The organism is Streptomyces sp. NPDC048637 (assembly GCF_040650675.1).
Taxonomy (GTDB): Bacteria; Actinomycetota; Actinomycetes; order Streptomycetales; family Streptomycetaceae; genus Streptomyces.
In genome coordinates this window covers 56,197-82,712 of sequence record NZ_JBEZHQ010000016.1, presented here as the reverse complement: position 1 = coordinate 82,712, position 26,516 = coordinate 56,197, and the positions used below count along the sequence as shown (strand labels likewise).

The 26,516-nt window shown below is 72.5% G+C and carries 22 protein-coding genes and 1 pseudogene; 13 read left to right on the top strand and 10 right to left on the bottom strand.

Features of this window, described 5'->3' with window-relative positions:
* Window positions 1–45: 45 nt before the first annotated feature.
* Window positions 46–1,296: an acyltransferase gene (locus AB0C46_RS20905; RefSeq protein ID WP_362829418.1), complete on the top strand. Its 1,251-nt coding sequence runs from the start codon at window positions 46–48 to the stop codon at window positions 1,294–1,296.
* 108 nt (window positions 1,297–1,404) lie between these two features.
* On the opposite strand, the gene AB0C46_RS20900 is transcribed toward AB0C46_RS20905, so the two are convergent.
* Together AB0C46_RS20900 and AB0C46_RS20895 are read right to left on the bottom strand one after the other, a co-directional pair.
* Complete coding sequence (locus tag AB0C46_RS20900) at window positions 1,405–2,421, bottom strand: aldo/keto reductase (protein ID WP_362829417.1); 1,017 nt, start codon at window positions 2,419–2,421, stop codon at window positions 1,405–1,407.
* Window positions 2,422–2,427: 6 nt separating this feature from the next.
* The gene (locus tag AB0C46_RS20895) at window positions 2,428–2,916 is read right to left on the bottom strand and encodes a MerR family transcriptional regulator (RefSeq protein WP_362829416.1); all 489 of its coding nucleotides are present in this window, start codon (window positions 2,914–2,916) and stop codon (window positions 2,428–2,430) included.
* A 162-nt stretch (window positions 2,917–3,078) separates the two neighbouring features.
* Between AB0C46_RS20895 and AB0C46_RS20890 the strand changes: the two genes are divergently transcribed.
* Window positions 3,079–3,897, top strand: coding sequence for a serine hydrolase domain-containing protein (locus AB0C46_RS20890; protein WP_362829415.1), 819 nt, complete (start codon window positions 3,079–3,081; stop codon window positions 3,895–3,897).
* 52 nt (window positions 3,898–3,949) lie between these two features.
* Here AB0C46_RS20890 and AB0C46_RS20885 read toward each other — a convergent pair whose 3' ends face one another.
* Window positions 3,950–4,621 carry a pirin family protein gene (locus tag AB0C46_RS20885; RefSeq protein WP_362829413.1) on the bottom strand — a complete coding sequence of 224 codons (672 nt, stop codon included), beginning with the start codon at window positions 4,619–4,621 and terminating at the stop codon, window positions 3,950–3,952.
* A 57-nt stretch (window positions 4,622–4,678) separates the two neighbouring features.
* Here AB0C46_RS20885 and AB0C46_RS20880 point away from each other — a divergent pair, with 57 nt between their 5' ends.
* The 5 genes from AB0C46_RS20880 (at window position 4,679) to fabF (ending at window position 9,651) form a co-directional block, all read left to right on the top strand.
* Window positions 4,679–5,863 carry a helix-turn-helix domain-containing protein gene (locus tag AB0C46_RS20880; RefSeq protein WP_362829412.1) on the top strand — a complete coding sequence of 395 codons (1,185 nt, stop codon included), beginning with the start codon at window positions 4,679–4,681 and terminating at the stop codon, window positions 5,861–5,863.
* An 89-nt stretch (window positions 5,864–5,952) separates the two neighbouring features.
* Complete coding sequence (locus AB0C46_RS20875; RefSeq protein WP_362829410.1) at window positions 5,953–6,894, top strand: ACP S-malonyltransferase; 942 nt, start codon at window positions 5,953–5,955, stop codon at window positions 6,892–6,894.
* A 13-nt stretch (window positions 6,895–6,907) separates the two neighbouring features.
* Entirely contained in the window at window positions 6,908–7,954 is a 1,047-nt protein-coding gene (locus AB0C46_RS20870; RefSeq protein WP_018088055.1) for a ketoacyl-ACP synthase III, read from the top strand.
* Between the two features lie 105 nt (window positions 7,955–8,059).
* Window positions 8,060–8,308, top strand: coding sequence for an acyl carrier protein (locus tag AB0C46_RS20865; protein ID WP_030991425.1), 249 nt, complete (start codon window positions 8,060–8,062; stop codon window positions 8,306–8,308).
* A 77-nt stretch (window positions 8,309–8,385) separates the two neighbouring features.
* A complete protein-coding gene (fabF, locus tag AB0C46_RS20860) occupies window positions 8,386–9,651 on the top strand; it encodes a beta-ketoacyl-ACP synthase II (protein ID WP_362829408.1) in 1,266 nt (421 codons plus the stop codon).
* A gap of 61 nt (window positions 9,652–9,712) precedes the next feature.
* On the opposite strand, the gene AB0C46_RS20855 is transcribed toward fabF, so the two are convergent.
* Complete coding sequence (locus tag AB0C46_RS20855; protein ID WP_362829407.1) at window positions 9,713–10,603, bottom strand: NAD(P)-dependent oxidoreductase; 891 nt, start codon at window positions 10,601–10,603, stop codon at window positions 9,713–9,715.
* 77 nt (window positions 10,604–10,680) lie between these two features.
* Window positions 10,681–11,175 (bottom strand): DUF3145 domain-containing protein, encoded by a 495-nt coding sequence (locus AB0C46_RS20850; RefSeq protein ID WP_018088059.1) that lies wholly within the window; start codon window positions 11,173–11,175, stop codon window positions 10,681–10,683.
* 323 nt (window positions 11,176–11,498) lie between these two features.
* Here AB0C46_RS20850 and AB0C46_RS20845 point away from each other — a divergent pair, with 323 nt between their 5' ends.
* The 3 genes from AB0C46_RS20845 (at window position 11,499) to AB0C46_RS20835 (ending at window position 14,337) form a co-directional block, all read left to right on the top strand.
* A complete protein-coding gene (locus AB0C46_RS20845; RefSeq protein WP_362829406.1) occupies window positions 11,499–12,413 on the top strand; it encodes an SGNH/GDSL hydrolase family protein in 915 nt (304 codons plus the stop codon).
* Window positions 12,414–12,463: 50 nt separating this feature from the next.
* Window positions 12,464–13,510 carry an aldose epimerase family protein gene (locus tag AB0C46_RS20840; RefSeq protein ID WP_362829404.1) on the top strand — a complete coding sequence of 349 codons (1,047 nt, stop codon included), beginning with the start codon at window positions 12,464–12,466 and terminating at the stop codon, window positions 13,508–13,510.
* Between the two features lie 128 nt (window positions 13,511–13,638).
* The gene (locus AB0C46_RS20835; RefSeq protein WP_362829402.1) at window positions 13,639–14,337 is read left to right on the top strand and encodes a DUF4097 family beta strand repeat-containing protein; all 699 of its coding nucleotides are present in this window, start codon (window positions 13,639–13,641) and stop codon (window positions 14,335–14,337) included.
* 59 nt (window positions 14,338–14,396) lie between these two features.
* Here AB0C46_RS20835 and AB0C46_RS20830 read toward each other — a convergent pair whose 3' ends face one another.
* Window positions 14,397–16,922: a glycoside hydrolase family 3 C-terminal domain-containing protein gene (locus tag AB0C46_RS20830; RefSeq protein ID WP_362829401.1), complete on the bottom strand. Its 2,526-nt coding sequence runs from the start codon at window positions 16,920–16,922 to the stop codon at window positions 14,397–14,399.
* Between the two features lie 141 nt (window positions 16,923–17,063).
* On the opposite strand from AB0C46_RS20830, the gene AB0C46_RS20825 reads away from it, so the two are divergent.
* Window positions 17,064–17,807, top strand: a complete 744-nt coding sequence (locus AB0C46_RS20825) for a TetR/AcrR family transcriptional regulator (protein WP_362829400.1) — start codon at window positions 17,064–17,066, stop codon at window positions 17,805–17,807.
* A 42-nt stretch (window positions 17,808–17,849) separates the two neighbouring features.
* Here the strand turns inward: AB0C46_RS20825 and AB0C46_RS20820 are convergent, their stop codons facing one another.
* A complete protein-coding gene (locus AB0C46_RS20820; protein WP_362829398.1) occupies window positions 17,850–18,713 on the bottom strand; it encodes a hypothetical protein in 864 nt (287 codons plus the stop codon).
* Window positions 18,714–18,918: 205 nt separating this feature from the next.
* Here AB0C46_RS20820 and AB0C46_RS20815 point away from each other — a divergent pair, with 205 nt between their 5' ends.
* Both AB0C46_RS20815 and AB0C46_RS20810 read left to right on the top strand, forming a co-directional pair.
* Window positions 18,919–20,238: a pyroglutamyl peptidase gene (locus tag AB0C46_RS20815; RefSeq protein ID WP_362829397.1), complete on the top strand. Its 1,320-nt coding sequence runs from the start codon at window positions 18,919–18,921 to the stop codon at window positions 20,236–20,238.
* Between the two features lie 149 nt (window positions 20,239–20,387).
* A complete protein-coding gene (locus AB0C46_RS20810) occupies window positions 20,388–21,782 on the top strand; it encodes a nitrilase-related carbon-nitrogen hydrolase (protein WP_362829395.1) in 1,395 nt (464 codons plus the stop codon).
* Between the two features lie 93 nt (window positions 21,783–21,875).
* Here AB0C46_RS20810 and AB0C46_RS20805 read toward each other — a convergent pair whose 3' ends face one another.
* The 3 genes and pseudogenes from AB0C46_RS20805 to AB0C46_RS20795 form a co-directional block, all read right to left on the bottom strand.
* Complete coding sequence (locus AB0C46_RS20805; protein ID WP_362829394.1) at window positions 21,876–22,799, bottom strand: ribokinase; 924 nt, start codon at window positions 22,797–22,799, stop codon at window positions 21,876–21,878.
* A 68-nt stretch (window positions 22,800–22,867) separates the two neighbouring features.
* Window positions 22,868–24,816: pseudogene (locus AB0C46_RS20800) on the bottom strand (substrate-binding domain-containing protein).
* Between the two features lie 28 nt (window positions 24,817–24,844).
* Window positions 24,845–26,434 carry a sugar ABC transporter ATP-binding protein gene (locus AB0C46_RS20795; RefSeq protein WP_362829393.1) on the bottom strand — a complete coding sequence of 530 codons (1,590 nt, stop codon included), beginning with the start codon at window positions 26,432–26,434 and terminating at the stop codon, window positions 24,845–24,847.
* Between the last annotated feature and the right edge of the window lie 82 nt (window positions 26,435–26,516).

Below are 26,516 nucleotides of genomic sequence, written 5' to 3'. Positions count from 1 at the left end.
CCTACGTTTCCCTCCGTCACACCCACGGGAGAGGGAGACACCACCATGTCCAGGCTGCTCATCACCGCCCGGCGCGGCAGACGCCCGCACATCGGCGCCACGGCCGCGCGGGCCGTGGCGGACCGCACGCCCGCGGACCGCGACCGTGCGCTCGACGGGCTGCGGGCGCTGGCGCTGCTCGCCGTCCCCACCGGCCACTGGCTGATCGGCGGCTTCACCCTCGACACCGGGGGCGCGCTGCACAACGCCAGCCTGCTGACCGCCGTCGGCCAGCTCGCACCGGCCAGTTGGGTCCTGCAGCTGCTCGGCATCTTCTTCCTGGTCGGCGGGCATGCGTCGGTGCTGTCCCTCCGGCGCGCCACCGGACGGGGCGAGTCCACCTGGGTCTGGCTGCGCGGCCGGCTCGTCCGGCTGGGCCGTCCGGTGCTCGGGGTGACGGCCGTGTGGGCGGTGCTGCTGCCCCTCCTGTACGGCGTGGGCGTGCCGGAGGCGACCCTGCGGACCGGGGCGACGCTGGTGATCCAGCCGCTGTGGTTCGTCGGCGTGTACGCGGTGCTCACCGCGCTGACGCCCTGCTGCCTTCGCGCCGCCCGGTGGATGGGCGCCTGGGCCGCGGCGCCACTGGCGGCGGCCGTCGCCGCGGTGGACTTCCTGCGCTACGGGCCGTACGCCGACGCCATGCCGCCGTGGCTGAGTCTGCTCAACCTGCTGCCCGGCTGGATGTTCGCCTATCAGCTCGGCGTGTCCTGGGGTGAGCGGCGGCTGGGCGGACGCGCCGCCTGGTCGCTGCTGCTCGGCGGCGCCGCGGTGTTCGCCGCGCTGCTGCTGTTCTTCCACTACCCGACGAGCATGGTCGGCGTCCCCGGGCAGGACCGTACCAACTCCCACCCGCCGTCGCTGCTGGTCCTGGCGCTGGCCGCCGCCCAGTCCGGCGCCGCGGTCCTGCTCCGTGACCGGCTCGCCCGGCTGCTGCGCCGGCCTGTCCTGTGGGCACCGGTGGCGATCGTCAACCTCTCCGCGCTGACGATCCTGTGCTGGCACCAGACGGCGATGCTCTCGCTGGCCGTACCGGCGTCCTTCCTGGGGCAGGTCCCCGGGCTGACGGTGGCTCCCGACACCCTCGGCTGGGTCCTGGCCCGGCTCGCCTGGCTGCCGGTCTTCGCCGCCGCACTGCTCCTGATCGGCCGCACCACCCGCCGCTTCGAGGCGCCCTGGACGGGTGTCACCCGGGTCCGCCGGGCCGCCATGGCGCTGCTGGCCACCGGGTTCGGGGCCTTTGCGCTGGGGCTGGCCTGAGGGTGTCCGCGGCGGGGCGCGCTGCCCGGGAAGGGGCGGGGCGCCCTCGGCCCCGCCCCGCGCCTGACCGGGAAGGGGCAGGACACCCTCGGCCCCGCCCCGCGGGGCCTACTCCCGTCCCGCCGAGGTGAACGACATGTCGGCGTACCGTGCCCCCGCGACCTTCCCGGCGATCGGCTCCAGCAGCGCCCGGTCCTGCTCGGTCAGCTGGATCCGGGTCGCCCCGGTGTTCTCCTCGATCCGGCTGCGCTTACGGGTGCCGGGGATCGGGACGACGGCCAGGCCGCGTGCCGTGGCCTGCTGCTGCACCCAGGCCAGCGCGATCTGGCCGGGCGTGGCGCCATGGGCGTCGGCGATCGCGCGGACCGGCTCCAGCAGCGCGGCGTTGGCGGCCGCGTTGTCGCCGGTGAAGCGGGGCTGCTGGCGGCGGAAGTCGTCCGCGCCCAGCTCACTTTCGGCCTGGACGAACGCACCGGTCAGGAAGCCCCGGCCGAGCGGTGAGTACGGCACGACACCGACGCCGAGCTCGGCCGCCGCCTGCACCACACCGTCCTCGATGTCCCGGCTGAACAGCGACCACTCGGACTGCAGCGCGGTGATCGGGTGCACGGCCTGCGCCGCGCGCAGTTCGCTGCCGGTCACCTCGCTCAGGCCCAGGTGCTTGACCTTGCCCTCGGCGACGAGCTCGGCCATGGCACCGACCGATTCCTCGATCGGGACATTCACATCGCGCCGGTGCATGTAATACAGGTCGATCTCGTCCACCCCCAGGCGCTGGAGGCTGCCCTCGACGGCCTGGCGGAGGTAGGCACGGTCGTTGCGGATGAGGCGCTTGGACGGGTCGTCCGGGTCGAGGGATATCGCGAACTTGGTGGCCAGCACGACCTCGTCGCGGTGCGCCCGGATGAACGGGGCGATGAACTTCTCGTTCTCCCCCATGCCGTACATGTCGGCGGTGTCGAAGAGCGTCACGCCCAGTTCCAGTGCGCGCTCCAGCGTGGCCCGTGCCTCGTCGGTGTCCGTCGGGCCGTAGGCGAAGCTCATGCCCATACAGCCGAGGCCCTGCACTCCGACCCGCGGTCCGCCGTTGCCCAGCTCGACCGTCTCGATCTTCTCGCTACCCATGAGACCTCAGAACCTCTCGGACGCCCGCCGGGCGTCGGCATAGATGTCGATCTTGTAGTCGAGTACGTCCAGCGTGCTCTGCAGCTCGGCTATGCGCTGCCGTACGTCCTCGCGATGCGCGGTCAGCAGCTGCTCCCGCTCGGCGAAGGTGCACTCGCCCGCCCGCACCAGCTCGGCGTAGCGGACCATGTCCGCGACCGGCATTCCGGTCAGCCGCAGCCTGGTCACCAGGCTCAGCCAGTCGAGGTCGCGGTTGGTGAAGCGCCGCTGCCCGGTGTGGGTGCGGTCCACGTGCGACATCAGGCCGATGCGCTCGTACCAGCGCAGAGTGTGGGCGCTGAGCCCGGTGTGCTCCGCCACCTCGCTGATCGTGTACTGGTCGCGGCCCGTGGGCCGCGGATGCGGGGGCGCGGTGCCACAGTTACGCACCTTCGCCGGCGGCCTCCCGATCGCGGTCGCGCCGCTCGCCGCCGGTCCGCTCTGCATTACCGTCATGCCCCGTCTCCCCTGTCGCGCCGGACGTCTCCCGGCGTTTTCGCCGGATGCCTCTCGACGTCTTCAACGCTAGAGACTTCGAGCGCACTCCAAGCAAGCGCCGATCACCGGCAGACTTGACCGGAATTTGGGGACGCCGGACCGGCCCCTAAGCTCGTGGGCATGCAGAGCCTGCGGATGATCGAGAACTGGCCGGTGCCCACCGCTGCGGCCGCCGTCGTACGAGCCGATGGATCGGTGGCCGGAGCGTACGGCCCCCTGGAGCATCGCTTCCCGCTGGCGTCCGTGACCAAGCCGCTGGCCGCGTACGCCGCATTGCTGGCCGTCGAGGAGGGCGCCGTCGAGCTGGACGAGCCGGCCGGGCCCGAGGGGTCCACGGTGCGTCATCTCCTCGCCCACACCTCGGGGCTGGCCTTCGACGAGCCGCGCATCATGGCCGAGCCGGGTACTCGCAGGATCTACTCCAACGCCGGTTTCGAGGCGCTGGGCGACCACATAGCCAAGGCGACCGACATCCCCTTCCCGCAGTATCTGCACGAGGCGGTGCTCGCCCCGCTCGGGATGACCGCGACGGAGCTGCCCGGCTCACCCGCCAAGGGCGGGGTCTCCACGGTCGCCGACATGATTCATTTCGCGGCCGAACTGCAGGCACCCAGGCTGCTCGCACCGCAGACACTCGCGGCGGCGACCCAGGTCGTCTTCCCCGGTCTGTCGGGGGTGCTGCCGGGCTACGGGAACCAGAAGCCCAACGACTGGGGGCTGGGCTTCGAGATCCGTGACGGCAAGTCACCGCACTGGACGGGCGCCTCGTCCTCGTCCCGTACGTTCGGACACTTCGGACAGTCCGGGACGTTCCTGTGGGTGGACCCGGACGCCCGCGTGGCCTGTGTGGCACTGGCCGACCGGGCCTTCGGGCCGTGGGCGATCGAGGCCTGGCCGCCGCTGACGGACGCGGTGCTGGCCGAGCTGGCGGCGGCCTGACCCGGAGTTCGGACGGGCCCGAGCGGCACCGGCCGTCCGGGCCCGCACCGGCTCACCCGTACGCGGGCTCCGGCCCCATCTCCCACACCAGGCACTCCGCCGCCGCCAGCCCCCGCAGCTCCAGCCCCTCCCCGTCGGTGATCCGCGCCGCGTCACCGGCCTCCAGGCGCTCGTCGCCGAGGCGGACGGCGCCGCGCACCACCTGCACATAGGCCCGTGCGGCATCCGGGACCGCGGTGCGCTCGCCGTCGGCGAGGCGGCGCACATGCAGCAGGGCGCCGGCCCGCGGAACCGCGTACGGGGTGCCGTCGGCGATCCCGCGCACCACCTCGTACGACGGCTCCCCGCCGGCCTCGTGCGGCGCCAGCCACATCTGGACGAAGCACAGCGGCCCGTCGCCGTCGTTGCGCTCCACATGCCGGACGCCGCCCGCCGAGCTGAGCCGCTGGAGATCGCCCGGGCGTACGGTGGTCTCGTGCCCGGCCGTGTCGCGGTGGGTCAGCTCCCCCTCGACCACCCAGGTCACGATCTCCGTGTCGCGGTGGGGGTGCTCGTCGAATCCGGCGCCCCCCGCCAGCCGCTCCTCGTTGCAGGCGATCAGCACGCCGAAGCGCAGGTTCTCCGGGTCGAAATGCGGCCCGAAGGAGAACGCGTGCAGCGACTCGATCCCGGCCTCCGCGTCCCCGCCCGGATACCGTTCATGGCCTCTCCGCACCTGAATCATGGGCCCACGGTAGCCCCGCCCCCTCCCCTCCCCGCCCCGATAGTGCAGGCTTGTCCCGTGTCTGAACCCGCATCGCGCGACGCGCACCCGCACTCCGCGACCCTCCGGCGCCTGGAGAACTCGTCCGGCAAGCTGGCGGCCGCCGCCATTGCCCGCATGGACGCCACGCTGCCGTGGTACCGCGCGATGCCCCCGGAGAATCGTTCCTGGATCGGCCTGGTCGCCCAGGCCGGTATCGCCGCGTTCACCGAATGGTTCCGGCATCCGGAGACCCCCCAGGCGATCAGCACCGATGTCTTCGGTACGGCGCCGCGCGAACTGACCCGGGCGATCACGCTGCGGCAGACCGTGGAGATGGTCCGCACCACCATCGAGGTCATGGAGTCCGCGATCGACGAGGTCGCGGCCCCGGGCGACGAGTCCGTGCTGCGCGAGGCGCTGCTGGTCTACGCCCGGGAGATCGCCTTCGCCACCGCCCAGGTCTACGCCCAGGCGGCCGAGGCCCGTGGCGCCTGGGACGCCCGCCTGGAGTCGCTGGTGGTCAACGCGGTGCTGTCGGGGGAGGCGGACGAGGGCGCGGTCTCCCGCGCGGCGGCGCTGGGCTGGAACTCCCCCGAGCATGTGTGTGTGGTGCTGGGCACCGCGCCGGACGGGGACAGCGAGCTGACCGTGGAGGCCATCCGGCGGGCCGCCCGGCACGCCAAGCTCCAGGTCCTGACCGGCGTGCTGGGCTCCCGCCTGGTAGTGATCGCGGGTGGTTCAGACAATCCGCTGAAGACCGCGAAGGCACTGATCGGCCCGTACGCCGCCGGCCCCGTGGTGGCCGGCCCGGTCGTCTCCGATCTGCTGGCCGCGACCCGCTCGGCCCAGGCCGCCGCCGCCGGGCTGCGGGCGTGTGCCGCCTGGCCGGACGCCCCGCGGCCGGTGCTCGCGGACGATCTGCTGCCGGAGCGCGCGATGGCCTCGGACCCGGTCGCGCGCGAGCAGTTGGTGGAGGAGATCTACAGACCGCTGGAGGAAGCCGGGTCGGCGCTGCTGGAGACGCTGAGCGTCTATCTGGAGCAGGCGAGCAGTCTGGAGGGGGCCGCCAGGATGCTGTTCGTGCACCCCAACACCGTGCGCTATCGGCTGCGACGTGTGACGGACGTCACCGGCTGGTCACCCTCCGATGTGCGCTCGGCCTTCACCCTCCGTATCGCACTGATTCTGGGGCGCCTGGCTGACAGTGAGGCACAACCCTAGACTTTTGTCGGACACCAACAATTCCCCCGATGGTTCTTCGTCCTTGTCCCCACGGGCGGGCGGAACCACCCACAAGAGAGAGTGTGAGGGTGCTCGTACTCGTCGCTCCCGGCCAAGGCGCTCAGACGCCCGGCTTCCTGACTCCCTGGCTCGACCTTCCCGGTGTCGAGGACCAGCTCCGCGCCTGGTCGGCCGCCATCGACCTGGACCTGGTCCACTACGGCACGAAGGCGGACGAGGAGGAGATCCGCGACACCGCGGTGGCGCAGCCGCTGCTGGTGGCGGCCGCCCTGCTCTCCGCCCGGCAGCTGTTCGCCACGACCGACGACGTCGCCACGCAGGCCGGCGCGGTGGCCGGCCACAGCGTCGGTGAGCTGGCCGCCGCCGCGCTGGCCGGCACGCTGACCGACGAGGCCGCGATGACGCTGGTGCGCCGGCGCGGCCAGGCGATGGCCGAGGCCGCCGCCATCACCGAGACCGGTATGGCCGCGCTGCTGGGCGGCGACGAGGCCGTGGTCATCCCGCATCTGGAGCAGCTGGGCCTGACCCCGGCGAATGTGAACGGTGCCGGCCAGATCGTCGCCGCGGGTACCGCCGAGCAGATCGCCACGCTGGTCGAGAACAAGCCGGAAGGCACTCGCCGGGTCGTACCGCTGAAGGTGGCCGGCGCGTTCCATACTCACCACATGGCACCCGCCGTTTCGGCCCTGGAATCCGCGACCACTCAGCTGTCGGTCGCCGATCCGCACACCCGTTACGTCTCCAACAAGGACGGAGCGCTGGTCTCCTCCGGCCAGGAGCTGGTGCAGCGGCTGGTGGGCCAGGTGGCCAACCCCGTGCGCTGGGACCTGTGCATGGAGACCTTCAAGGAGCTCGGGGTGACCACGCTCATCGAGGCGGCTCCCGGCGGCACGCTCACCGGCCTGGCCAAGCGCGCACTGCCCGGCGTGCGGACCCTCGCCCTCAAGACGCCCGACGACCTCGACGCGGCCCGCACGCTGATCGCCGAGCAATCCGCACCGGCCGAATAGGAGTCCGAAGCGCATGACCTCGAAGATCAAGCCCTCGAAGGGCGCCCCGTACGCGCGGATCATGGGCGTCGGCGGCTACCGCCCGACCCGTGTCGTGCCGAACGAGGAGATCCTCAAGCACATCGACTCGTCCGACGAGTGGATCCGCTCGCGGTCCGGTATCGCGACCCGCCACTGGGCGGGCCCCGAGGAGACCGTCGCGACCATGTCGGTCGAGGCGTCCGGCAAGGCCATCGCCGACGCCGGCATCACGCCCGAGCAGATCGGCGCCGTGATCGTCTCCACCGTTTCGCACTTCAAGCAGACCCCGGCGATCGCGACCGAGATCGCGCACCGTATCGGTGCCGGCAAGCCGGCCGCGTTCGACATCTCGGCGGGCTGTGCGGGCTTCGGCTACGGCCTGACCCTGGCCAAGGGCCTGGTGACCGAGGGCTCGGCGGAGTATGTGCTGGTCCTCGGCGTGGAGCGGCTCTCGGACCTGACCGACCTGGAGGACCGTGCGACGGCCTTCCTCTTCGGTGACGGGGCCGGCGCGGTGATCGTCGGCCCGGCCAACGAGCCCGCGATCGGCCCGACGGTCTGGGGTTCGGAGGGCGACAAGGCCGAGACCATCAAGCAGACGCTGGGCTGGGACGTCTACCGCCCCACCCCGGTCCCCGGAGGGGACGCCCCCGAGGGGCGCCCGGCTCCGGAGGAGATCCGCTACCCCGCCATCACCCAGGAGGGCCAGGCGGTCTTCCGGTGGGCGGTGTTCGAGATGGCGAAGGTCGCCCAGCAGGCGCTGGACGCGGCCGGGGTCAGCCCGGATGACCTGGACGTCTTCATCCCGCACCAGGCCAACATGCGGATCATCGACTCGATGGTGAAGACTCTGAAGCTGCCGGAGAGCGTGACGGTCGCCCGCGATGTGGAGACCACCGGCAACACCTCGGCCGCCTCCATTCCGCTCGCCATGGAGCGGCTGTTGGCGACCGGACAGGCCAAGAGCGGCGACACCGCGCTGGTCATCGGCTTCGGGGCGGGTCTCGTCTACGCCGCGACGGTCGTTACCCTCCCCTAGGCAAGATCTGCGCAGCACCGTACGTCTTCGGATGTGTCGGCCGCCGCACGGATCATCACCGCAAGTAACGCAGTTTCCCCTTAAAATGACCGAAGGAGCGCCATCATGGCCGCCACTCAGGAAGAGATCGTCGCCGGTCTCGCCGAGATCGTGAACGAGATCGCCGGGATCCCCACCGAGGACGTCCAGGTGGACAAGTCCTTCACCGACGACCTGGACGTTGACTCGCTGTCCATGGTCGAGGTCGTCGTCGCCGCCGAAGAGCGCTTCGACGTGAAGATCCCGGACGACGACGTCAAGAACCTCAAGACGGTCGGCGACGCGACCGAGTACATCCTCAAGCACCAGAGCTGATCCAGCTCCCGCGCATGTCGCCACCCCGCGGTGGCGCCGTCGATTCAGACCCCTCTACCCGTGGAGTAAGAATTCCCGTGAACGCGACCAATCGCACCGTGGTCGTCACCGGTATCGGCGCAACCACACCGCTGGGTGGCGACAGCGCTTCGACCTGGCAGGCCTTGCTCGCCGGACGCTCCGGTGTCAGCACCCTCGAACAGGACTGGGCCACCGATCTGCCGGTCCGTATTGCCGGCCAGATCGCCGTTGAACCGTCCGAGATCATTCCCCGTCCGCAGGCCCGCAAGCTGGACCGCTCGGCGCAGTTCGCGCTCGTCGCGGCCCAGGAGGCCTGGAAGGACGCGGGCTTCACCGCCAAGGCGGGCGAGGACACGTCGGTCAACCCCGACCGTCTGGGCGCCGTCATCGCCTCCGGCATCGGCGGTGTGACGACCCTCCTCGACCAGTACGACGTGCTCAAGGAGAAGGGCGTACGCCGCGTCTCCCCGCACACCGTGCCGATGCTGATGCCGAACTCGCCGTCCGCCAACGTCGGCATCGAGTTCAACGCCCGCGCCGGTGTGCACACGCCGGTCTCGGCGTGCGCGTCGGGCGCCGAGGCCATCGGCTACGCGATCGAGATGATCCGCTCGGGCCGCGCCGACGTCGTCGTCGCGGGTGGCACGGAGGCCGCCATCCACCCGCTGCCGATCGTCGCGTTCGGCAACATGATGGCGATGTCCAAGAACAACGACGACCCGCAGGGCGCCTCCCGCCCCTGGGACGTCGACCGCAACGGCTTCGTGCTCGGCGAGGGCGCGGGCGTGATCGTCCTGGAGTCCGAGGAGCACGCCAAGGCCCGCGGTGCCGCGATCTACGCGGAGGCCGTCGGCCAGGGCATCTCGGCCGACGCCCACCACATCACGCAGCCCGAGCCGTCCGGCAACGGCATCGCGGCGGCGCTGCAGAACCTGCTCGACAACACCGGTCTCGACCCCGCCGAGATCGTGCACGTGAACGCGCACGCGACCTCGACACCGGCCGGTGACGTCGGCGAGCTCAGGGCACTGCGCAAGGCGTTCGGCGACGACGTCGACCACATGGCCATCACCAGCACGAAGTCGATGACCGGCCATCTCCTGGGCGGCGCGGGCGGCGTCGAGACGGTGGCCACGGTCCTCGCGCTCAAGAACCGCATCGCCCCGCCGACGATCAACATCGGCCAGCTCGACCCGGAGGCCGACGCCGACATCGTCCGCGGCGAGCCCCGCGCGCTGCCGGCCGAGGGCCGGATCGCGGCCCTGAACGACTCGTTCGGCTTCGGCGGCCACAACGTGGTCCTCGCCTTCCGTACGGTCTGAGGCACGCTCAGCACCCCCTGAGGGCCCGCCCGGTGACCACCGGGCGGGCCCTCGGTGTGTCTCAGCCGTCGAAGCTCGCGAAGTACGCCGCTACGGCGTCCTTTTGGCCGTGTCCCTGCTCCTCGGCCCGCCGGAAGCGTTCCGCGTCCGCCGCCACCAGATCCATCCGCACCCCGGCCCCCTGGGCGGCCTCCGTGATGAGCCGGGCATCCTTGCGGGCGGCGGAGACCGTGAAGCTCGCCGGGTAGTTTTCGGACAGGATCAGCTCGGATTTCAGCCGCAGATAGGGCAGATCGAGCGATCCCCCCGCGACCGCGGCGAGGAAGTCGCGCGGGTCCACCCCGATCCCCTCGGCGAGCGCGAGCGCCTCGCCGGTGCCGTTGATGACCGTCAGCACCCAGCTGTTGATGACGAGCTTGAGACGGCTGGCGGCCCCGCTCGCACCGTCCTCGCCGACCCACCGGGTGGCGCTCCCGATGATGTCGAAGACCCGCCCGGCGCGCTCCCGTACGTCCTCCGGCCCGGCCGCCAGGACCGTCAACGCGCCCTGCTCCGCGGGCGCCTTGGTGCCCAGGACGGGCGCGTCCACGAACCGCAGGCGGTGCTCGTCGGCGAACCGGGCGAGCGCAGCGAGCGCGTCGGTCCCCACCGTGCTCATCTGGAGCCACAGGGCACCGGGCGTCAGCGCGGTCGCGGCCGGTCGCAGCGCGTCGAGGACGGCTTCCCCGTCGAGCAGCATCGTGAGGACCACCGCCGCGCCGTCCACCGCCTCGGCGGGCGTGCCGGTGACGCGGACACCGTCGGCGGCCAGCGGCTCGGCCCTGGCGCGCGTCCGGTTCCAGGCGCGGACGTCCAGACCGGCCCGGGCGAGATTGCGGGCCATCGCCGCGCCCATGATTCCGGTGCCGAGCACCGCTACGGACAGAGTGTCGGATGACGTGTTGTCGGCCATGACGGCACGCTAGGACGTCGAGCGGGCTCGAAGGCAACTGCCGCCGCGTGTCGGGGGCGGGGCCCGCCGGTTGCCGGCTAGACGACCTGGTGGAGCCAGCGGACCGGGGCGCCCTCGCCCGCGTAGCGGAAGGGCTCCAGTTCGTCGTCCCAGGGCTTGCCGAGGAGCTTGGCGACCTCGGCGGCCAGCTCGGTCTCGCCGCGCGCCGAGCGGGCGACCGCGGCGCGCAGCCGGTCCTCGGGGATGAGGATGTCGCCGTGGATGCCCGTGACGGCGTGAAAGATCCCCAGATCGGGGGTGGAGCTGTAGCGCTCGCCCTCCGCGGTGGAGCAGGGTTCCGCCGTCACTTCGAAGCGCAGCAGATGCCAGCCGCGCAGCGCGGAGGCCAGCTTGGAGGCCGTGCCGGCTTCGCCCTGCCAGGAGAACTCGGCTCTCCAGGTGCCCGGGGACGCCGGCTGGCGGATCCAGTCGAGGTTGACGCGCACACCGAGGACGCCCGCGACGGCCCATTCGACGTGCGGGCACAGCGCGCGCGGAGCGGAGTGGACGTACAGAACTCCACGTGTCGTCACCGGGACCTCCAGTGCGGTTCGAGGTTCGCCTTCCCCAGCGGCCTCGTGCCCGTTCCGGTTGCGGCCGGGACAGTTGCCATTCTGCCCCAGTGGTCACTTCGGCACCAGCATGCTGGTGACCTACAGTAAACACCATTAGGCGGAATTTGCCGCAAAAGGGACAGGAAATGACGTGATGTAATTTGTCTGTGCCGACTGCACTTGCCACTTTGGGTCACCGCCCGGCAAGCACGGGGCAAAGCTATCGCGCGGTGCCGGTCGAGGGGGTGACGTACCGTCGGTACCCGAAGAGATATCACTCGCACGCCGGAGGGGGACAGGGGATGACGCGGATCGATCGGCCGTTTCGCCGCCGGCCGCGCCGCTTCGGCCTCCGTACCTCACGCACCGTCGCCATCGGTTCCGCACTGGTGATCGCCCTCACCGCCTGTAGCGGTGACGGCTCCGCTCCGCAGTCCGGCGCCGCGGGCAAGCGGAAGGCCGCAAAGGCGCCCGTCTGGCGCACCGACCCCGGCTCGATCGCGGCCCTCGGCGACTCCATCACCGTCGGCTTCGACGCCTGTACGGTCCTCTCCGACTGCCCGCAGGTCTCCTGGGCCACCGGCACCGACCCCAAGGTCGACAGCCTCGCCCGACGGCTGGTCAAACACCCCGCCACACACAGCTGGAACCTCGCCAGGACCGGTGCGCTGATGAGCGAGCTGCCGGACCAGGTCACCGCGGCCGTCGACCGGAAGCCGGAGCTGGTCACGGTCCTGATCGGCGCCAACGACGCCTGCCGGCGCGACGTGGGGACGATGACCCCGACGGCGGCCTTCCGTACCGACTTCGCGCGGTCCATGAAGCATCTGCGGCGCGCCCTGCCGCACACCCAGGTGTATGTCGCGGCGGTGCCGGATCTGCTGCGGCTGTGGTCGGAAGGGCGCAAGAACCCGCTCGGCAAGCAGGTGTGGAAGCTGGGCATCTGCGGGTCCATGCTGCGCGATCCGGACGATCTGACGCCGGCGGCGCACGACCGGCGGGCGAAGGTCCGGGGCCGGGTGATGGCATACAACACCGCGCTGGCGGAGGTGTGCGGCACGGACCCGCTGTGCCGGTTCGACAAGTCGGTCTTCGACTACCGCTTCACGGGGCGGCAGTTGAGCAACTGGGACTGGTTCCACCCCGGCGCCGGCGGCCAGAAGGAACTGGCGGCACTGGCGTTCCGCGCGATCACCCGGCCCGGCCGCCGCACCTGAGTGCGTTCCCCGGGCACCGCCCGGTGACCGGCGGGCATAGGCTCGCAGCCATGACGACGCAGGTCAGCAGGGAGCACTTCGGCGCGCTGGAGGACGGTACGCGGGTCGACCGCTGGACCCTGGAGTCGGGCCCCGGCGGGGTGCGGGTCCGGGTCCTGACCTACGGCGGGATCATCCAGACGGTGGAGGCCCCGGACCGGGACGGGACGCGGGGGCAGCTGGCGCTGGGCTTCGCCGGCCTCGCCTCGTATGTCGCGCACGGCGGGTCGTACTTCGGCGCGCTGGTCGGGCGGTATGCGAACCGGATCGCCGGGGCCTCGTTCCCGCTCGGCGGCCGGACCTGGGAGCTGACGCCGAACGACGGGCGCAACAGCCTGCACGGCGGGCTGCGGAACTTCTCCCGGGTGGTGTGGGACGCCCGGCCGGTCGACGGCGGGGTGCAGCTGCACCGGGTCAGCCCGGACGGCGAGGAGGGCTTCCCCGGCACGCTGGACGTGCGCGTGACATACACCCTCTCCCCCAACGGCACGCTGCGCATCGCCTCCTGGGCACGGACCGACGCACCGACCGTCGTCAACCTCACCCACCACACGTACCTCAATCTGGGCGGTGACGGCAGCGGCAGCGCCGCCGGGCACGAGCTGCGGCTGGCGGCGTCCCGGTACACGCCGTGCGACGACAGCGGCATTCCGGTGCCCGGCGCCCCCGCCGATGTCACCGGCACCCGCTTCGACTTCCGGACGGCGCGCGCGGTGGGCGGCGCCTTCGACCACAACTTCGCGCTGGACGGCGGGGTGTGCCACGCGCCGCGTACGGTCGCGGAGTTGTACGACCCGCGGTCCGGCCGCGCGCTGGAACTGGCCACCACCGAGCCCGGTCTGCAGCTCTACACCGCCGGTCATCTCGACGGCACCCTGACCGGCACCTCGGGCGTCCCCTACGGGCCGGCGGCCGGACTGGCCCTGGAGACCCAGCACTTCCCGGACTCCCCGAACCGCCCGGACTTCCCCAGCACGGTGCTGTGGCCCGGCGAGACCTATCGCTCGGAGACCGTGTACGGCTTCTCGGTGCGGTCGCGGAGTGCGGGAAACCCTTAAGGGCACGGCGGGGCGAAGGTCATCCTGTGCGGCGACGCCACGGGGCGGGCCGGACGGAACAATGGCGGTGATCGGTTGTCCGGTCCTTTCCGTTTCCGTTCGTTGCCTGCCCCTGGAGACCTCTCACCATGGCCCGCCTGCGTACCCCTCATCTCGTGCTGTCCTGTGCGGCGCTGGCCGCGCTGATGACCGGCTGCTCGCTGTCGGACTCCGGCCCGACGAAGGAGGCGGAGCGTACGTACACCGTGCCCGGCAAGGTCACCGCACTGTCGGCGACGACCCACGGCGGGAACATCGAGGTCGTCCCGGTCGACGCCGGCGGCCCGGTCAAGGTGACGGAGAAGTACGTCTACAACAAGCAGAAGCCGAGCACCGAGCACGGCGTCAAGGACGGCCGGCTGACGCTTGAGGCCGAGGACTGCGGCATGGGGCGCCGGTGCGATGTGGCCTACCGGGTGCTGCTGCCGCGCAACGCCTCGGTCCATCTGCGGACCAGCGGCGGGAACATCACCGTCCGCGGCGCCACGGGCGGAATCGACGCGGAGAGCAGCGGCGGCGACATCACCGTCAAGGACTCCACGGCCCGCACCGCGAAGGCGCGGACCAGCGGCGGCAATGTGGATCTGGCGCTGTCCACGGCGCCCGACGAAGTGTCGGGCCGCACCAGCGGAGGCAATGTCACCATCCGTCTGCCGAAGGGCTCCTATGCCGTGGAGGCCGAGACGAGCGGCGGCACCCGCAAGGTCTCCGTCCCGAAGGACGAGAGTTCCGCGCACAAGGTCACGGCACGCACGAGCGGCGGTGATGTGTCGGTGGTGCCCTCCTGAAGGGCCGCAAAGACCGGCGGGGGTGTCCCTGGGGAGGAGCGCCCCCGCCTCCGGTCCCGTCAGCCGACCGTGACCTCCGCCGTCAGCCTGCGGTCGTCGACGCTGCGCGCCGCCTCGACGAGATAGACGCCCTTGACCCGGTGCCAGCCGCCCTCCTCCGCTTCCCAGACCGCGAACGCGCGGTCCGGCAGCGGGATCTCGGCCTCGACGCTCTCACCGGGACCGGCCTCGACGACGGCGAAGCCGGCCAGCCAGCGCACCGGGCGCTCCGGGGCATCGGGGGCAGCGTCCGTGGTGGGCGCCAGATAGATCTGGACGACCTCGCGGCCGGGCCGGTCACCGGCGTTGCGGATCCGTACCCGCACCGAGTCCGGGGTGGTGTCCAGCGACTCGTAGTCCCAGTCCGTGTAGCCGAGGCCGTGCCCGAAGGGGTAGGCGGGCGCGGCGGCGGAACGCTGCCAGCCGCGGTACCCGATGAACATGCCCTCGGCGTAGTCGAGTTGGCCGCCGGTCGGGGTGACGGTGGTGACCGGGGCGTCGTCGAGACGGGCCGGCCAGGTGGTGGGCAGCCGGCCGCCCGGCTCATGGGCGCCGAGCAGGACGTCCGCCAGCGCCGCCCCGGCCTCCTGGCCGGGGAACCAGCTCAGCAGCACGGCAGGGACCTGCTCACGCCACGGAAGCTCCACCGGGGAGCCGGAGTTGACGACCACCACGGTGTGCGGGTTCGCGGCGGCGACCCGGCGGACCAGCTCGTCCTGGCGGCCGGGCAGCCGCAGATCACCGCGGTCGAAGCCCTCGGACTCGGCCTCTTCGGTGGTGCCGACGACGACCACCGCCACATCGGCGTCGGCCGCGGCGCGGACCGCCTCGGCGATCTCCGCGTCCGCATCGGCCTGCGGCGCCCGGTGGCCGAGGCGGAAGTGCAGCGCGGTCGGCCCCTCCCCGAGGACCAAACCGTCCGGCACGAACCGCAGCGTGACATCGATGCGCTCGCCCGCCGTCAGCTGCGCCGTCACCTGCCGTTCGGCGGGGTTGAGGAACGCCTCGAAGGGGTCGCCGCCCTCCGGCGCGCAACGGCCGTCGAAGAGCACCGCACCACCGACGGTCAGCCGCAGCTCACCGGTGCCGGCGACGGCGAGGGTGTGGCGGCCGGTGTGCCGCGGGGTGAAGCTGCCGGCCAGCTCGACGGCGCTCAGGTCCTGCCGGGTGACGCCCTCGGGGAGGCGGCCCATCACCTGCATCTTGCCGTAGCCCTGCGCGCTCTCGGCGAGCGGCCGGCCGTCCGCGGCCAGGTAGCGGGCGCGCAGGGCGAAGCCCTCGCGGGCGGCCGGGACCCGGGAGCGCGGATCGGCGCCGGCCGCGAAGGTGATCTCGACGTCTTCGGGCAGCGCGGCGCGCAGCCCCTCCAGCGGGGAGACCACCGCGTCGGGAAAGACGGTCGCGGACCCGCCGCCGAGCACCCGCGCCTCACGCGCGGCCGCCCCGATGACGGCGACGCTGCGGACCGTGGCCGCATCGAGCGGCAGCGCCCGCCGTGCGCCGCCCACCGGCTCGTTGCGCAGCAGGACACACGCCCGCCGGGCGACCTCACGGGCCACCGCCCGGCCGTCGATCCCCCGCGGGACCTCGGCCGGGCCGACCGCGGCCGGCACCCCGTCCAGGCATCCCGTGCGGGCGGCGAGCAGCAGCACCCGGCGCACCGCCTCGTCCACCTCCGCCTCGGCCACCTCACCCTTACGGACGACCTCGGCGAGCGGCGCGCCGTAGACCGTACGGGGACCCGGCATCGCCACGTCCAGGCCGCCGCGCAGGGCGCGCACGGTGTCGCGGGCGGCCGTCCAGTCGGAGACATTGCAGCCGTCGAAGCCCCATTCGCCGCGGAGGACGTCCTGGACGAGAGCGCGGTGCTCGGTCATCGTCGAGCCGTTGACCTGGTTGTAGGCGGTCATCACGCCCCAGGGGCGGGCGTTTTCGACGATGTGCTCGAAGGGCGCGAGATAGAGCTCGCGCAACGGGCGGGGAGCGATGCGGTTGTCGACGGTGAGCCGGTCGGTCTCGGCGTCGTTGCCCACGAAGTGCTTGACGGTCGTACCGACGCCGCCCTCCTGCACCCCGCGGACATACCCGGCGCCGATCACGCCGGTGAGCAGCGGGTCTTCCGCGTAGCACTCGAAGTGCCGGCCGCCCAGCGGTGAGCGGTGCAGATTGACGGTCGGCGCCAGCAGGACGTGCACACCCTTGCGGCGGGCCTCCTGGGCGAGCAGGTGACCGGTCCGGCGGGCCAGCTCGGGGTCCCAGGTGGCGGACAGCGCCGTGGGACTGGGCAGCGTGACCGAGGGGTCCCCGGCGTTCCACTCCTGGCCCCGCACTCCGACCGGACCGTCCGACATCACCAGCGACCGCAGCCCGATCGCGGGCACGGCCGGCAGTGTCCACATGTCCTGGCCGGACAGCAGCCGGACCTTGGTGTCGAGGTCGAGCGCGGCGAGTGCCCGCTCGACGGCCGCGGTGTGCTCGTGCGCGCGGCCACGGGCATGATGGTGCGCGGTGTCAGCGGCGGGGCCGTGAGGATGGTCGTCGGTCATGCGGCTCTCCGGTGTTCCCTGTTATGGACGTGCGGACCCCCTGTCCGGATTCTTACCGTCCCACCTGCCAGTCGGTAGGTACCGTTACCTTTCCGTTACATCAGTCGTACGGGATCTCCACGGGAGGGTTACGCTCGGCTGGTGACTGCACGAGACCAGGACGGATCCCGCGGCGGCGGACCGGGCGCACGGCGAGCCGGCGGCGGGCGCGAGACCCAGCGCGCGGAGCGGCGGGCGGCCATCCTGGAGGCCGCCATGGAGCTGATCGCCGAGCGCGGCTACCGCCGTACCTCGCTCGCCGCCGTCGCCGAGCGCGCCGGACTGACCCAGCAGGGGCTGCTGCACCACTTCCCCACCAAGGAGCTGCTGCTGGTGGGTGTGCTGGAGACGCGCGACCGCTGGGATCTGGCCTCGGCCGCCGCGGCGGCCGGCACCCGGCACACCGGCACCCTCGCCCAGCTCGTCGACTACAACGCCACCCGCCCCGGCCTCGTCCAGACCTACACGGTGCTGTCCGCCGACAGCGTCACCGAGGACCACCCCGCCCGCGCCTTCTTCGAATCCCGCTTCCGTGCCGTACGCGCCGCGATGGCCGAGGCGCTGCGGGCCGAATGCGGCGACACCCTGCCCGGCGGTCTGACCCCGGAGCGGGCGGCGCCCCTGATGGTCGCCGTGATGGACGGGCTGCAGCTGCAATGGCTGCTGGACCCGGAGGAGGTGGAGATGCCGGCAGCCTTCCGGGACTTCCTGGCGCTGCTCGGGTGCGGGGAGGGGCGGGCCGGCGGGCCCGGTGAAGGGCCGGGCGAGGAGTCCGGCGAGGGGGCGGGCGGCGAGTCCGGCGGGAGGCCGGGCGACGAGTCCGGCGAGGGGCCGGGCGAGGGCTGACCCCTGAGGTCAGCCCTGTAGATCGCGTAGGCCCGGGTGCCGCTAGCGGGCGGAGGCGAGGCAGGAAATCGTCATCTTGTCCGGGCTGTATTCGATGTCGGCGAGCATCTCGCCGCTGACGCACTTGTCCTCCGAGGTGTCGAGCCTGCGGGTCACCTTGTATTCGGCCTCGGCCGAACCGCAGTCGACGATTTCCAGATCCTGGTCCTGCCAGTCGCCTTCGTTGCGCACGCAGTCCCCGACGGCGAGGGTGGGCACCTTCCCGATGCCGGCCCCCTCGACGAACGCGCCGAGCACGAACAAGGTGGGAATCGCCAGGACCACCAGGGCCATCGGCACCAGGAACAGCAGCGCCACCGGCCGGCGCAGCAGCGATCTGCCCGGATCGAGCGAGGGCCTGAAACCGCCTGCGGGGGCGGCCAGTTTGCGGAAGCGGCCACGGGGGCCGAGGTTCATCAGCAGGGTGACCGGGGTGATGGCCACCGACAGCGGGCTCCACCAGCCCTGCCACAGCGTCTTCGCGGACATCTCACGGTAGGTGGCCAGTCCGCAGGAGCGGCAGAACATTCCGCCGCGGCTGAGGAACCGCATCAGGAAGAGGATGCCCTGGTGCCCGCGCACGGTGGCCTGCACGGCGGGCCGGGCCCCGCAGAACTGGCAGCCCGGGGCGGCGGCGTACGGCTGCGGGTGGGGATGCGAGTGCGGGTGGGGGTGCGAGTGCGGGCCGTACGGGGGCGGCTGCCGGTCGTACGGGGGCGGGGACGGCTGCCCCGGCTGTGGGTCGTACGGGCCGACGGGCGGCTGCGGGGAGGCGCCCGCGGGCTGGTGCGGGTAGGGCCCCATGGGCTGTTGCCCGTACGGCTGGGCATACGGGTACGGGCCGTGCGGTGGTGGCGGTGTGGCCACGGAGATCCCCCTGAGTCTCGTGGAAAGCGCCGGACGCGGCGGACCGGACCGGACCGGACTGGTCCGGACCGGATCAGGAACCCTATCCGTGGTCATCCGACGCGCACGGGCCGGGGCGAGGGCCGGGCCGAAGGGCGGCCGGAACAGGATGGCGGCGAGGCCGGCGGCTCTTCCGCCCCCGCGCGCACACCGCTTTACTCGCCCCATGAGACGCATACGTACCAGGATGGGCGCGCTCGGTGTCGCGCTGACGGCCGTCGTCCCGCTGTCCCTGACCGCTCCGGCCACCGCGGCCCCCGCGGCGGACACCACGGTGGAGGAGGGGCGGCTGGCGCAGGCGGCGCCGCGGGAGATCCTGCGGCGCAGTGGATTCGACGTGTGGGAGCGGGAGTTCGCGCTCGGGCTGGCGCGGGTGACGAGCTACCCGGAGGCCAGGCGCTATGTCGCGGACGAGGGGCGGGCGCTGTGGCGGCGGGCCGTGGACCGGGCGCAGGGCCGCGGGCCGGGCGGGGGCGATCTGAGCCGCGACGACGACCGGCCGCTGTACTGGGCACGGCTCGGGATGACGAAGGAACTGGGGCAGTGGCGGCCGGAGTTCGACCTGACCGAGGCCCGGCGCAACGCCCTGCTCGGGTCGCTGGAGCGGAGTTCGCGCGGGCAGGACTCGATCGAACTGCCCGCCGGGAAGGGCGTCCTGCGGATCGTGGTGACCGGCTTCGACCCGTTCCAGCTGGACGCCGATGCCCGGCGCAGCAATCCTTCGGGCGCGGCGGCGCTCGCACTGGACGGGACGACGGTGCGTACCGCCTCCGGGAAGCCGGCCCGGATCGAGACCGCGGTCTTCCCCGTACGGTGGGCCGACTTCGCGGCGGGCACGGTGGAGCGCACCCTGCTGCCGCACTTCCGGCGCGGGCCGCGGCAGGCCGATCTGTTCACGACGGTCAGTCAGGGGCGGCCCGGACAGTTCGATGTCGAGCGGACCAACGGGGCCTGGCGGGGCGGCTATCCGGACAACGCGCGGGCCTCGCGGACGGAGCTCGTGCCGATTCCGGCAGGGGTGCCGACCGTGCGGCCGCAGCCGCAGTGGACGACCACCAGCCTGCCGTACGCGCGGATCGTGGCGGCCGGCACCGGACCGTATCCGGTGGTCGACCACACCGCCGTCACCGAGATCCCGGCGGGCGGCGGCGCACCGGTCGACCGGCCGGACGGCCCGACCCCGGGCTCCACGGCCCGTGCCGGGGGCGGCGGGGACTATCTGTCCAATGAGATCGCCTACCGGGCGACGCTGCTGAGGGACGCGGTACGGCCGGCGATCCCCGGCGGGCATCTGCACACTCCGGTGCTGGAGTTCGGCCCCGGCAACACGGACCCGGCGCACGGCAAGGTCACCGACCCGGTGTTCGTACGGAACCGGATCGCGATCACCGGGCAGGTACGGGCGGTCGTGACGGTCGCGGCGTCGGAGGCGGTAGCGGAGACGGCAGCGGAAGCGGCGGAGGCGCGGACGACGGCACGGAAGTAGCCGGTACCCGGCGGACGGGCAGTTCGGTGGACGGGCGGCCCGGCGGGCGGGCAGTTCGGTGGACGGGCGGCCCAACAGGCAGGCGGTCCAACGGCGGGAAAAACCGCCGGACCGCCCGGCCTGCCCGGCCCGCCCGGCATCATGGGCGGATGATCATTGCTGCCGCACAATTCCTCCCCGTACCGGGCGACATCGAGGCCAATGCCGCCCGGATGGCCGGGCTCCTCACCGAGGCCGCCGGGCGCGGCGCGGGGCTGGTGGTCTTCCCCGAACTCGCGCTGACGCACTACGACCTGGACCTGATAGCCGCCGATCCCCTGGGCATGAGCGTCACCGATGACGATGCTCGGCTGGCACCCGTACGGGAGGCCTGCCGGGCGACCGGGGCCGCGGCGGTCGTGAACGCGGCGGGCCGCGCCACCGGTGGCGGGTCCCGCCCGGCCATCTCGTCCTTCGTCATCGGCCCGGACGGCGCCCTGGTCACCCGCTACGACAAGATCCATCTGTTCGAGGACGAGAACACGGTCTTCGCGCCGGGCACCACCGAGGGCCGCTTCACCCTGGGCGGCATCCGGTTCGCGCTCGCCACCTGTTTCGACAACAGCTTCCCCGAGGTGCCGGCACGGGCCGCGGCGGACGGCTGCCGGGTGTATCTCGCCAGCTCCTTCCACGGCTCGGCGGAGCGCGTGGCGCGGTATGCGGAGCCGGCGCGGGACCACGGGCTGCACGTGCTGCTCGCCAACGGCCTGGGCACCGGGAACGGCCCCGCAGGGTGTGGCCTCAGTGGCGCCTGGCTGCCGTCCGGCGAACGCGTGGCGGCGGCCGCCGAGTGGACCGGGACGGGGCCGGGGGACGGTGCGGAGCTGGTGCTCACCGATGTCCGCGACCGGATCACGCTGATGGCGGACCCGGCGGTGGCCGCGATCCCCGTCAAGGAGTGCGGTGAGCCGCTGGTGGACGTACGGACCGCGGCGCCCGCGCTGCTGGTGGCCGAGAACCGGCACGACACGCTGGGCGCTTTCGCCTTTCTGCGGGACGGCGTGCTCCAACGGCTGCTGGCGGCGCAGAAGTCACTGCCGGACGGGCTGCGCCTGCAGTTCGTCGAGGGCTACCGGCCGCCGGGGCTGCAGCGCCACTACTTCGAGGAGTACACGGACGAACTGCGCACCGCTCACCCCGACTGGGACGCCGCACGCCTCCACCGGGCCGCCAGCCGCTATGTGTCGCCGCCCGAGATCGCGCCGCACAGTGCCGGTGGTGCGGTGGATCTCACCCTCGTCACCGCCGACGGGGAAGAGGTCGACATGGGGACACCGATCAATGCCTCCCCCGAGGAGAGCGACGGTGCCTGCTACACGGGTGCGCCGGATCTGACGCCTGCCGCCCGCTCCCACCGCCGGGTACTGAACGCCGCGCTGACCGCCGCCGGTCTGGTCAACTACCCGACCGAGTGGTGGCACTGGTCCTACGGCGACCGCTACTGGGCGCTGGCGACCGGCGCGGACCATGCGCTGTACGGGCCGAAGGAGCGGGACGAGCAGTGACGCCGGCTGCCGTCCCTGCGCGGCCCGGCCGGCCGCGCAGCCGCGCAGGCCGCGGTGGCGGCGCCGGTACGGCCGGGCGGTGCCGGGCCGGCCTCAGCCCTGTGGCTGTTCCGGCGCCAGCACCTCCAGCTCGGCCCGGCTCGGGTAGGACGGCTGGGCGCCCGGCTTGGTGACGGCGGCGGCGCCGACCCGTACGGCGAAGCGCGCCGCCTCGGGCAGCCCGTCGCCGCGGGCCAGACGGGTGGCGAGGGCGCCGGTGAAGGCGTCGCCGGCACCGGTGGTGTCCACGGCCTTGACGCGTACGCCCGGGACGCCGGAGGCGCCGGAGGCGTCCAGGACCAGCGCGCCGTCGCCGCCGAGGGTGACCACGACGGAGCGGGCGCCCTGGTCGCGCAGTGCTTGCGCCCACTGGGCGGGGGTGCCGTCGGTCAGCCCGGAGAGCTGCCGCGCCTCGTGCTCGTTGACCACCAGCGGATCGGCCACCGAGAGGAGTTCGGGGGCCAGCGCGGCCGTGGGGGCCGGCGAGGGGTTGAGGACGACGCGGGTACCGGCCTGCTCGGCGGCCGCCGCGGCGGCCCGTACGGACTCCATGGGGATCTCCAGCTGGAGGGAGACCACGGCGGAGGCGGCGATGGTGTCCTTCGCGGCGGCCACGTCCTGCGGGGTCAGCGCGGCGTTGGCGCCGGGCGAGACCACGATGCTGTTGTCACCGTCCGGGTCGACGATGATCATCGCGGTGCCGGTGCGGGCCGCCTCGTCCACGATGACCGGTGTGACATCGGTGCCCGCCGCGCGCTGGGCGCCGAGCAGCAGCTCCCCGTACGCGTCGCCGCCGACCCGCGCCAGCAGTGCGGTGCGCCCGCCGATCCGGGCCGCGGCGGCCGCCTGGTTGGCGCCCTTGCCGCCGGCCGATTCGACCAGGTCCGTGCCGAGCACGGTTTCGCCCGCGCCGGGGCGCCGGTCGACCCGTACCGTCAGATCCGCGTTGGCCGAGCCGACCACCAGGACGTCATACATGCACCGCTCTCCCACTTCTTCTCACCTGTCTTTGCCCGGCGGCCCGCCGGACGTGCCGGGCCGCGCTGTCAGTCATCGAATTTCGCGGCGTTCTCGGCGGTGACCAGCACCACCGGCACCTTGACCGACTGCGGCAGCTTCTCACCGCGGGAGGCCTTCAGCGCCCAGTCCACGGCCTGTTTGCCGAGGAGCTGCGGCTGCTGGGCGACGGTGGCGGTCAGGGTGCCGCCGCGGACCGCCTTGACCCCGTCCGGGGTGCCGTCGAACGCCACCACCTTGACGTCCTTGCCGGAGCGGCCGCCCAGCGCCTTGGACGCGCCCAGCGCCATCTCGTCGTTGGCGGCGAACACCCCGCCGATGTCGCGGTGCGCCTGCAGCATGTTGGTCATCACGTCCATGCCCTTGGTGCGGTCGAAGTCCGCGGGCTGCCGGGCGACGACCTTGATACCGGGGTACTTCTTGATGCCCTGCTCGAAGCCCTTGCCACGCTCGCGGGCGGCGGAGGTGCCGGGCTGTCCCTCCAGGAAGGCCACCTTGCCCTTGCCGCCGAGCGAATCGGCCAGGGTCTTCGCGGCGAGCCGGCCGCCCGCGACATTGTCGGAGGCGATGGTCGAGCCGACCTTGCCGCCGTTGACGCCCCGGTCGATGGAGATGACCGGCACCTTCGCCCGGTTGGCGACGCCGACGGCCGGGACCGCGGCGTCGGAGTCGACCGGGTTGATGATGGCCGCCTTGACGTTCTGGCTGGTGAACGTCTCCATCTGATTGATCTGCTGGGTGGGGTCGTTCTGCGCGTCGGTGATGTTGAGGTGCAGTCCGCGGGCGTCCGCCTCGGCCTGGGCGCCTTCCTTGATGCCGACGAAGAACGGGTTGTTCATCGTGGACAGCGCGAGCCCCAGGTCGGTGTTGCCGCCGCGGTCGCAGCCGGCCAGGCCCAGGGTGACGGTCGCGGCCAGCCCGGCCGCCAGCGACGCCTTGATCCGGGTGTTCCGCCGGACGGTCCGCCAGGCGTTCCGCCGGGTGTTCCGCCAGGTGTTCCGCCGGGCGTTCATCGCGCGCTCCGGCGGCGCAGCGTGTCCAGGAGCACCGCCAGCGCGATGACCAGTCCGGTGGCGACCTGCTGCCAGAACGCCGAGACGCTCAGCAGGTTGAGGCCGTTGCGCAGGACGGCGAGGATCAGCGCCCCGATGAGGGTGCCGGAGGCCTTGCCGGAGCCGCCGGAGAGGCTGGCCCCGCCGATGACGACGGCGGCGATGGCGTCCAGCTCGTAGCCGGTGGCGGCCTGCGGCTGGGCGGAGGTGAGCCGGGCGGCGAGCACGATGCCGGCGACCGCGGCGAACACCCCGGACAGCGCGTAGATCGCGAGCTTGCGGCGCTTGACGTTGATGCCGGAGAGCCGGGCCGCCTCCTCGTTGCCGCCGATCGCGAACATCGCCCGGCCGGCGTACGTACGGGCCAGGACCAGCGCGGCGATCAGCCCCATCGCGATCATGACGAGCACGGGCACCGGCAGCCAGCCGCCGAGGGTGTCACCCAGCGCGCTGACCGAGCCGGGGAAGGGGATCGGTGAGCCGCCGGAGATCACCAGGGCCAGGCCGCGGCCGACCGAGAGCATCGCCAGCGTGGCGATGAAGGCGGGCAGTTTGCCGTACGCGACCAGCGCGCCGGAGACCAGACCGGCCCCCGCGCCGACCGCCAGGCCGAGCAGGACGGCCATCCAGACGGGCAGGCCCTCGTTGGTGGCGGCCCAGGCGACGACGGTGGCCGACAGCGCGGCGACCGAGCCGACCGACAGATCGATACCGGCCGAGACGATCACGAAGGTGACTCCGAAGGCGAGGATCGCGGTGACCGACGCCTGGACGCCGACGTTGAGGAGGTTCTGCCCGTTGAGGAAGTCCCTGGACAGCACCGCCATCACGACGACCAGGGCGATCAGCCCGCCCAGCGGGCCGTTCCTGAGGACCGCCCGGGAGAACCACGGCCCGAAGCCGTCCCGGTCCGGTGCCCGTCCCACCGCCTCGGCGGCGGCTCCTGTCTTCACCTCAGTGGACATCGGAGCCCTCCATCGCGCTCTCGTCGTGGTGCTTTGTACTCGTGTCGTGCGGGGACTGGAGTGCCAGCTCCATCACGGCGTCCTGAGTGGCCTCTTCCGCCGACAGCTCACCGGCCAGCCGGCCCTGCGACATCACCAGCACCCGGTCGCTCATCCCGAGGACCTCGGGCAGATCGCTGGAGATCATCAGGACCGCGCGGCCGGACGCCGTCAGCTCGTTGATCAGCTGGTAGATCTCGACCTTGGCGCCGACGTCGATACCGCGCGTCGGCTCGTCGAGGATCAGCAGCCTGGTGTCCGTCAGCAGCCACTTGCCGATGACGATCTTCTGCTGGTTACCGCCGGAGAGGGTGCGGGCGCTCTGGCCCAGGCCGCTCATCCGGACCTTCAACTGTGCGGCGACGGTGGCCGCTTCGCGCCGCTGCGCACCCCGGTCCACCAGCCCGCCGCGGGTGTCGCGGTCGAGCCGGGCGAGGGTGAGGTTGTCCTGGAGGGACGCGTCCAGCACCAGGCCCTGGCCCTTGCGGTCCTCGGGTACGAGGCCGAGCCCGGCGCGCATCGCGGCCCGGACATCGCCGCGGGCCAGCTCCTTGCCGTCGATCTCGACCGTGCCGGCGTCATAGCGGTCCACACCGAAGATCGCCCGGACCACCTCGGTACGGCCCGCGCCGACCAGCCCGGCGAGGCCCACGACCTCACCGGCCCGCACCTCGAAGTCGATGCCCTCGAAGACCGGCCCGGCCGGTGTGCCGTGACGGGTCAGCCCGCGCACCCGCAGCAGGGGCGCGCCCGGCGCGTCGGGGCGCCGGCGCGGGTACTGCTCGGCGATGTCCCGGCCCACCATGAGGCGGATCAGCTCGTCCTCGTCCGTCGAGGCCGGCACCTCCGCGACCGAGCGGCCGTCCCGCAGGACCGTGACCCGGTCGCCGAGCGCGCCGATCTCCTCCAGGTGGTGGGTGATGAAGATGATGCCGACGCCGGTGTCGCGCAGCTCGCGGACGATCTCGAAGAGGGTCTCGACCTCCTCGGAGGTCAGCACCGCCGTCGGCTCGTCCATGATCAGGACCCGGGCGTCAAGACTGAGCGCCTTGGCGATCTCGACCATCTGGAGGCGGGCGATGCCCAGTTCGGCGACCGGGGTGTTCGGGGACACATCGAGCCGTACGCGCCGCAGGAGCTCGGCGGCCCGGGTCCGCATCTCCTTCTTGTCGACCAGACCGAGCTTGGTGCGCGGCTGCCGGCCCAGGAAGATGTTCTCGGCGACGGTCAGACCGGGGACGAGGTTGAACTCCTGGTAGATGGTGGCGATGCCGAGCCGTTCGGCGTCCTGTGCCGAACGGATGGTGGCCTCTTCGCCGTCCACGAGGAGGCGGCCCCCGTCGGGGCGGTGGGCGCCGGAGAGCATCTTGATCAGGGTGCTCTTGCCCGCACCGTTCTCGCCGAGCAGGACATGCACCTCACCGGTGCGCAGGGTCAGGTCCACGCCGTCGAGCGCGCGGACCCCCGGGAACGACTTCGTCACCCCCTCCACGCGCAGCAGTTCGCGGCCGCCCGGTTCGTCGTCGTTGACGCCGGTCATGCGCTGCCCCTCTCTTCCTCGGGTGGCTTGTGTGGTGACTGACTCGGGTGGCCGGTGAAGGCCGACTCGGGTGGCCGGTGAA

Bases quoted from the DNA above. Each gene is read 5' to 3' on its own strand.
- AB0C46_RS20870 (WP_018088055.1), top strand. From the start codon at position 6,908: ATGACCTCGAAGATCAAGCCCTCGAAGGGCGCCCCGTACGCGCGGATC.
- AB0C46_RS20865 (WP_030991425.1), top strand. From the start codon at position 8,060: ATGGCCGCCACTCAGGAAGAGATCGTCGCCGGTCTCGCCGAGATCGTG.
- AB0C46_RS20840 (WP_362829404.1), top strand. From the start codon at position 12,464: ATGACGACGCAGGTCAGCAGGGAGCACTTCGGCGCGCTGGAGGACGGT.
- AB0C46_RS20795 (WP_362829393.1), bottom strand. From the start codon at position 26,434: ATGACCGGCGTCAACGACGACGAACCGGGCGGCCGCGAACTGCTGCGC.
- AB0C46_RS20805 (WP_362829394.1), bottom strand. From the start codon at position 22,799: ATGTATGACGTCCTGGTGGTCGGCTCGGCCAACGCGGATCTGACGGTA.
- AB0C46_RS20845 (WP_362829406.1), top strand. From the start codon at position 11,499: ATGACGCGGATCGATCGGCCGTTTCGCCGCCGGCCGCGCCGCTTCGGC.
- AB0C46_RS20895 (WP_362829416.1), bottom strand. From the start codon at position 2,916: ATGACGGTAATGCAGAGCGGACCGGCGGCGAGCGGCGCGACCGCGATC.
- AB0C46_RS20815 (WP_362829397.1), top strand. From the start codon at position 18,919: ATGAGACGCATACGTACCAGGATGGGCGCGCTCGGTGTCGCGCTGACG.
- AB0C46_RS20885 (WP_362829413.1), bottom strand. From the start codon at position 4,621: ATGATTCAGGTGCGGAGAGGCCATGAACGGTATCCGGGCGGGGACGCG.
- AB0C46_RS20855 (WP_362829407.1), bottom strand. From the start codon at position 10,603: ATGGCCGACAACACGTCATCCGACACTCTGTCCGTAGCGGTGCTCGGC.
- AB0C46_RS20810 (WP_362829395.1), top strand. From the start codon at position 20,388: ATGATCATTGCTGCCGCACAATTCCTCCCCGTACCGGGCGACATCGAG.
- AB0C46_RS20835 (WP_362829402.1), top strand. From the start codon at position 13,639: ATGGCCCGCCTGCGTACCCCTCATCTCGTGCTGTCCTGTGCGGCGCTG.
- AB0C46_RS20900 (WP_362829417.1), bottom strand. From the start codon at position 2,421: ATGGGTAGCGAGAAGATCGAGACGGTCGAGCTGGGCAACGGCGGACCG.
- AB0C46_RS20890 (WP_362829415.1), top strand. From the start codon at position 3,079: ATGCAGAGCCTGCGGATGATCGAGAACTGGCCGGTGCCCACCGCTGCG.
- AB0C46_RS20905 (WP_362829418.1), top strand. From the start codon at position 46: ATGTCCAGGCTGCTCATCACCGCCCGGCGCGGCAGACGCCCGCACATC.
- AB0C46_RS20830 (WP_362829401.1), bottom strand. From the start codon at position 16,922: ATGACCGACGACCATCCTCACGGCCCCGCCGCTGACACCGCGCACCAT.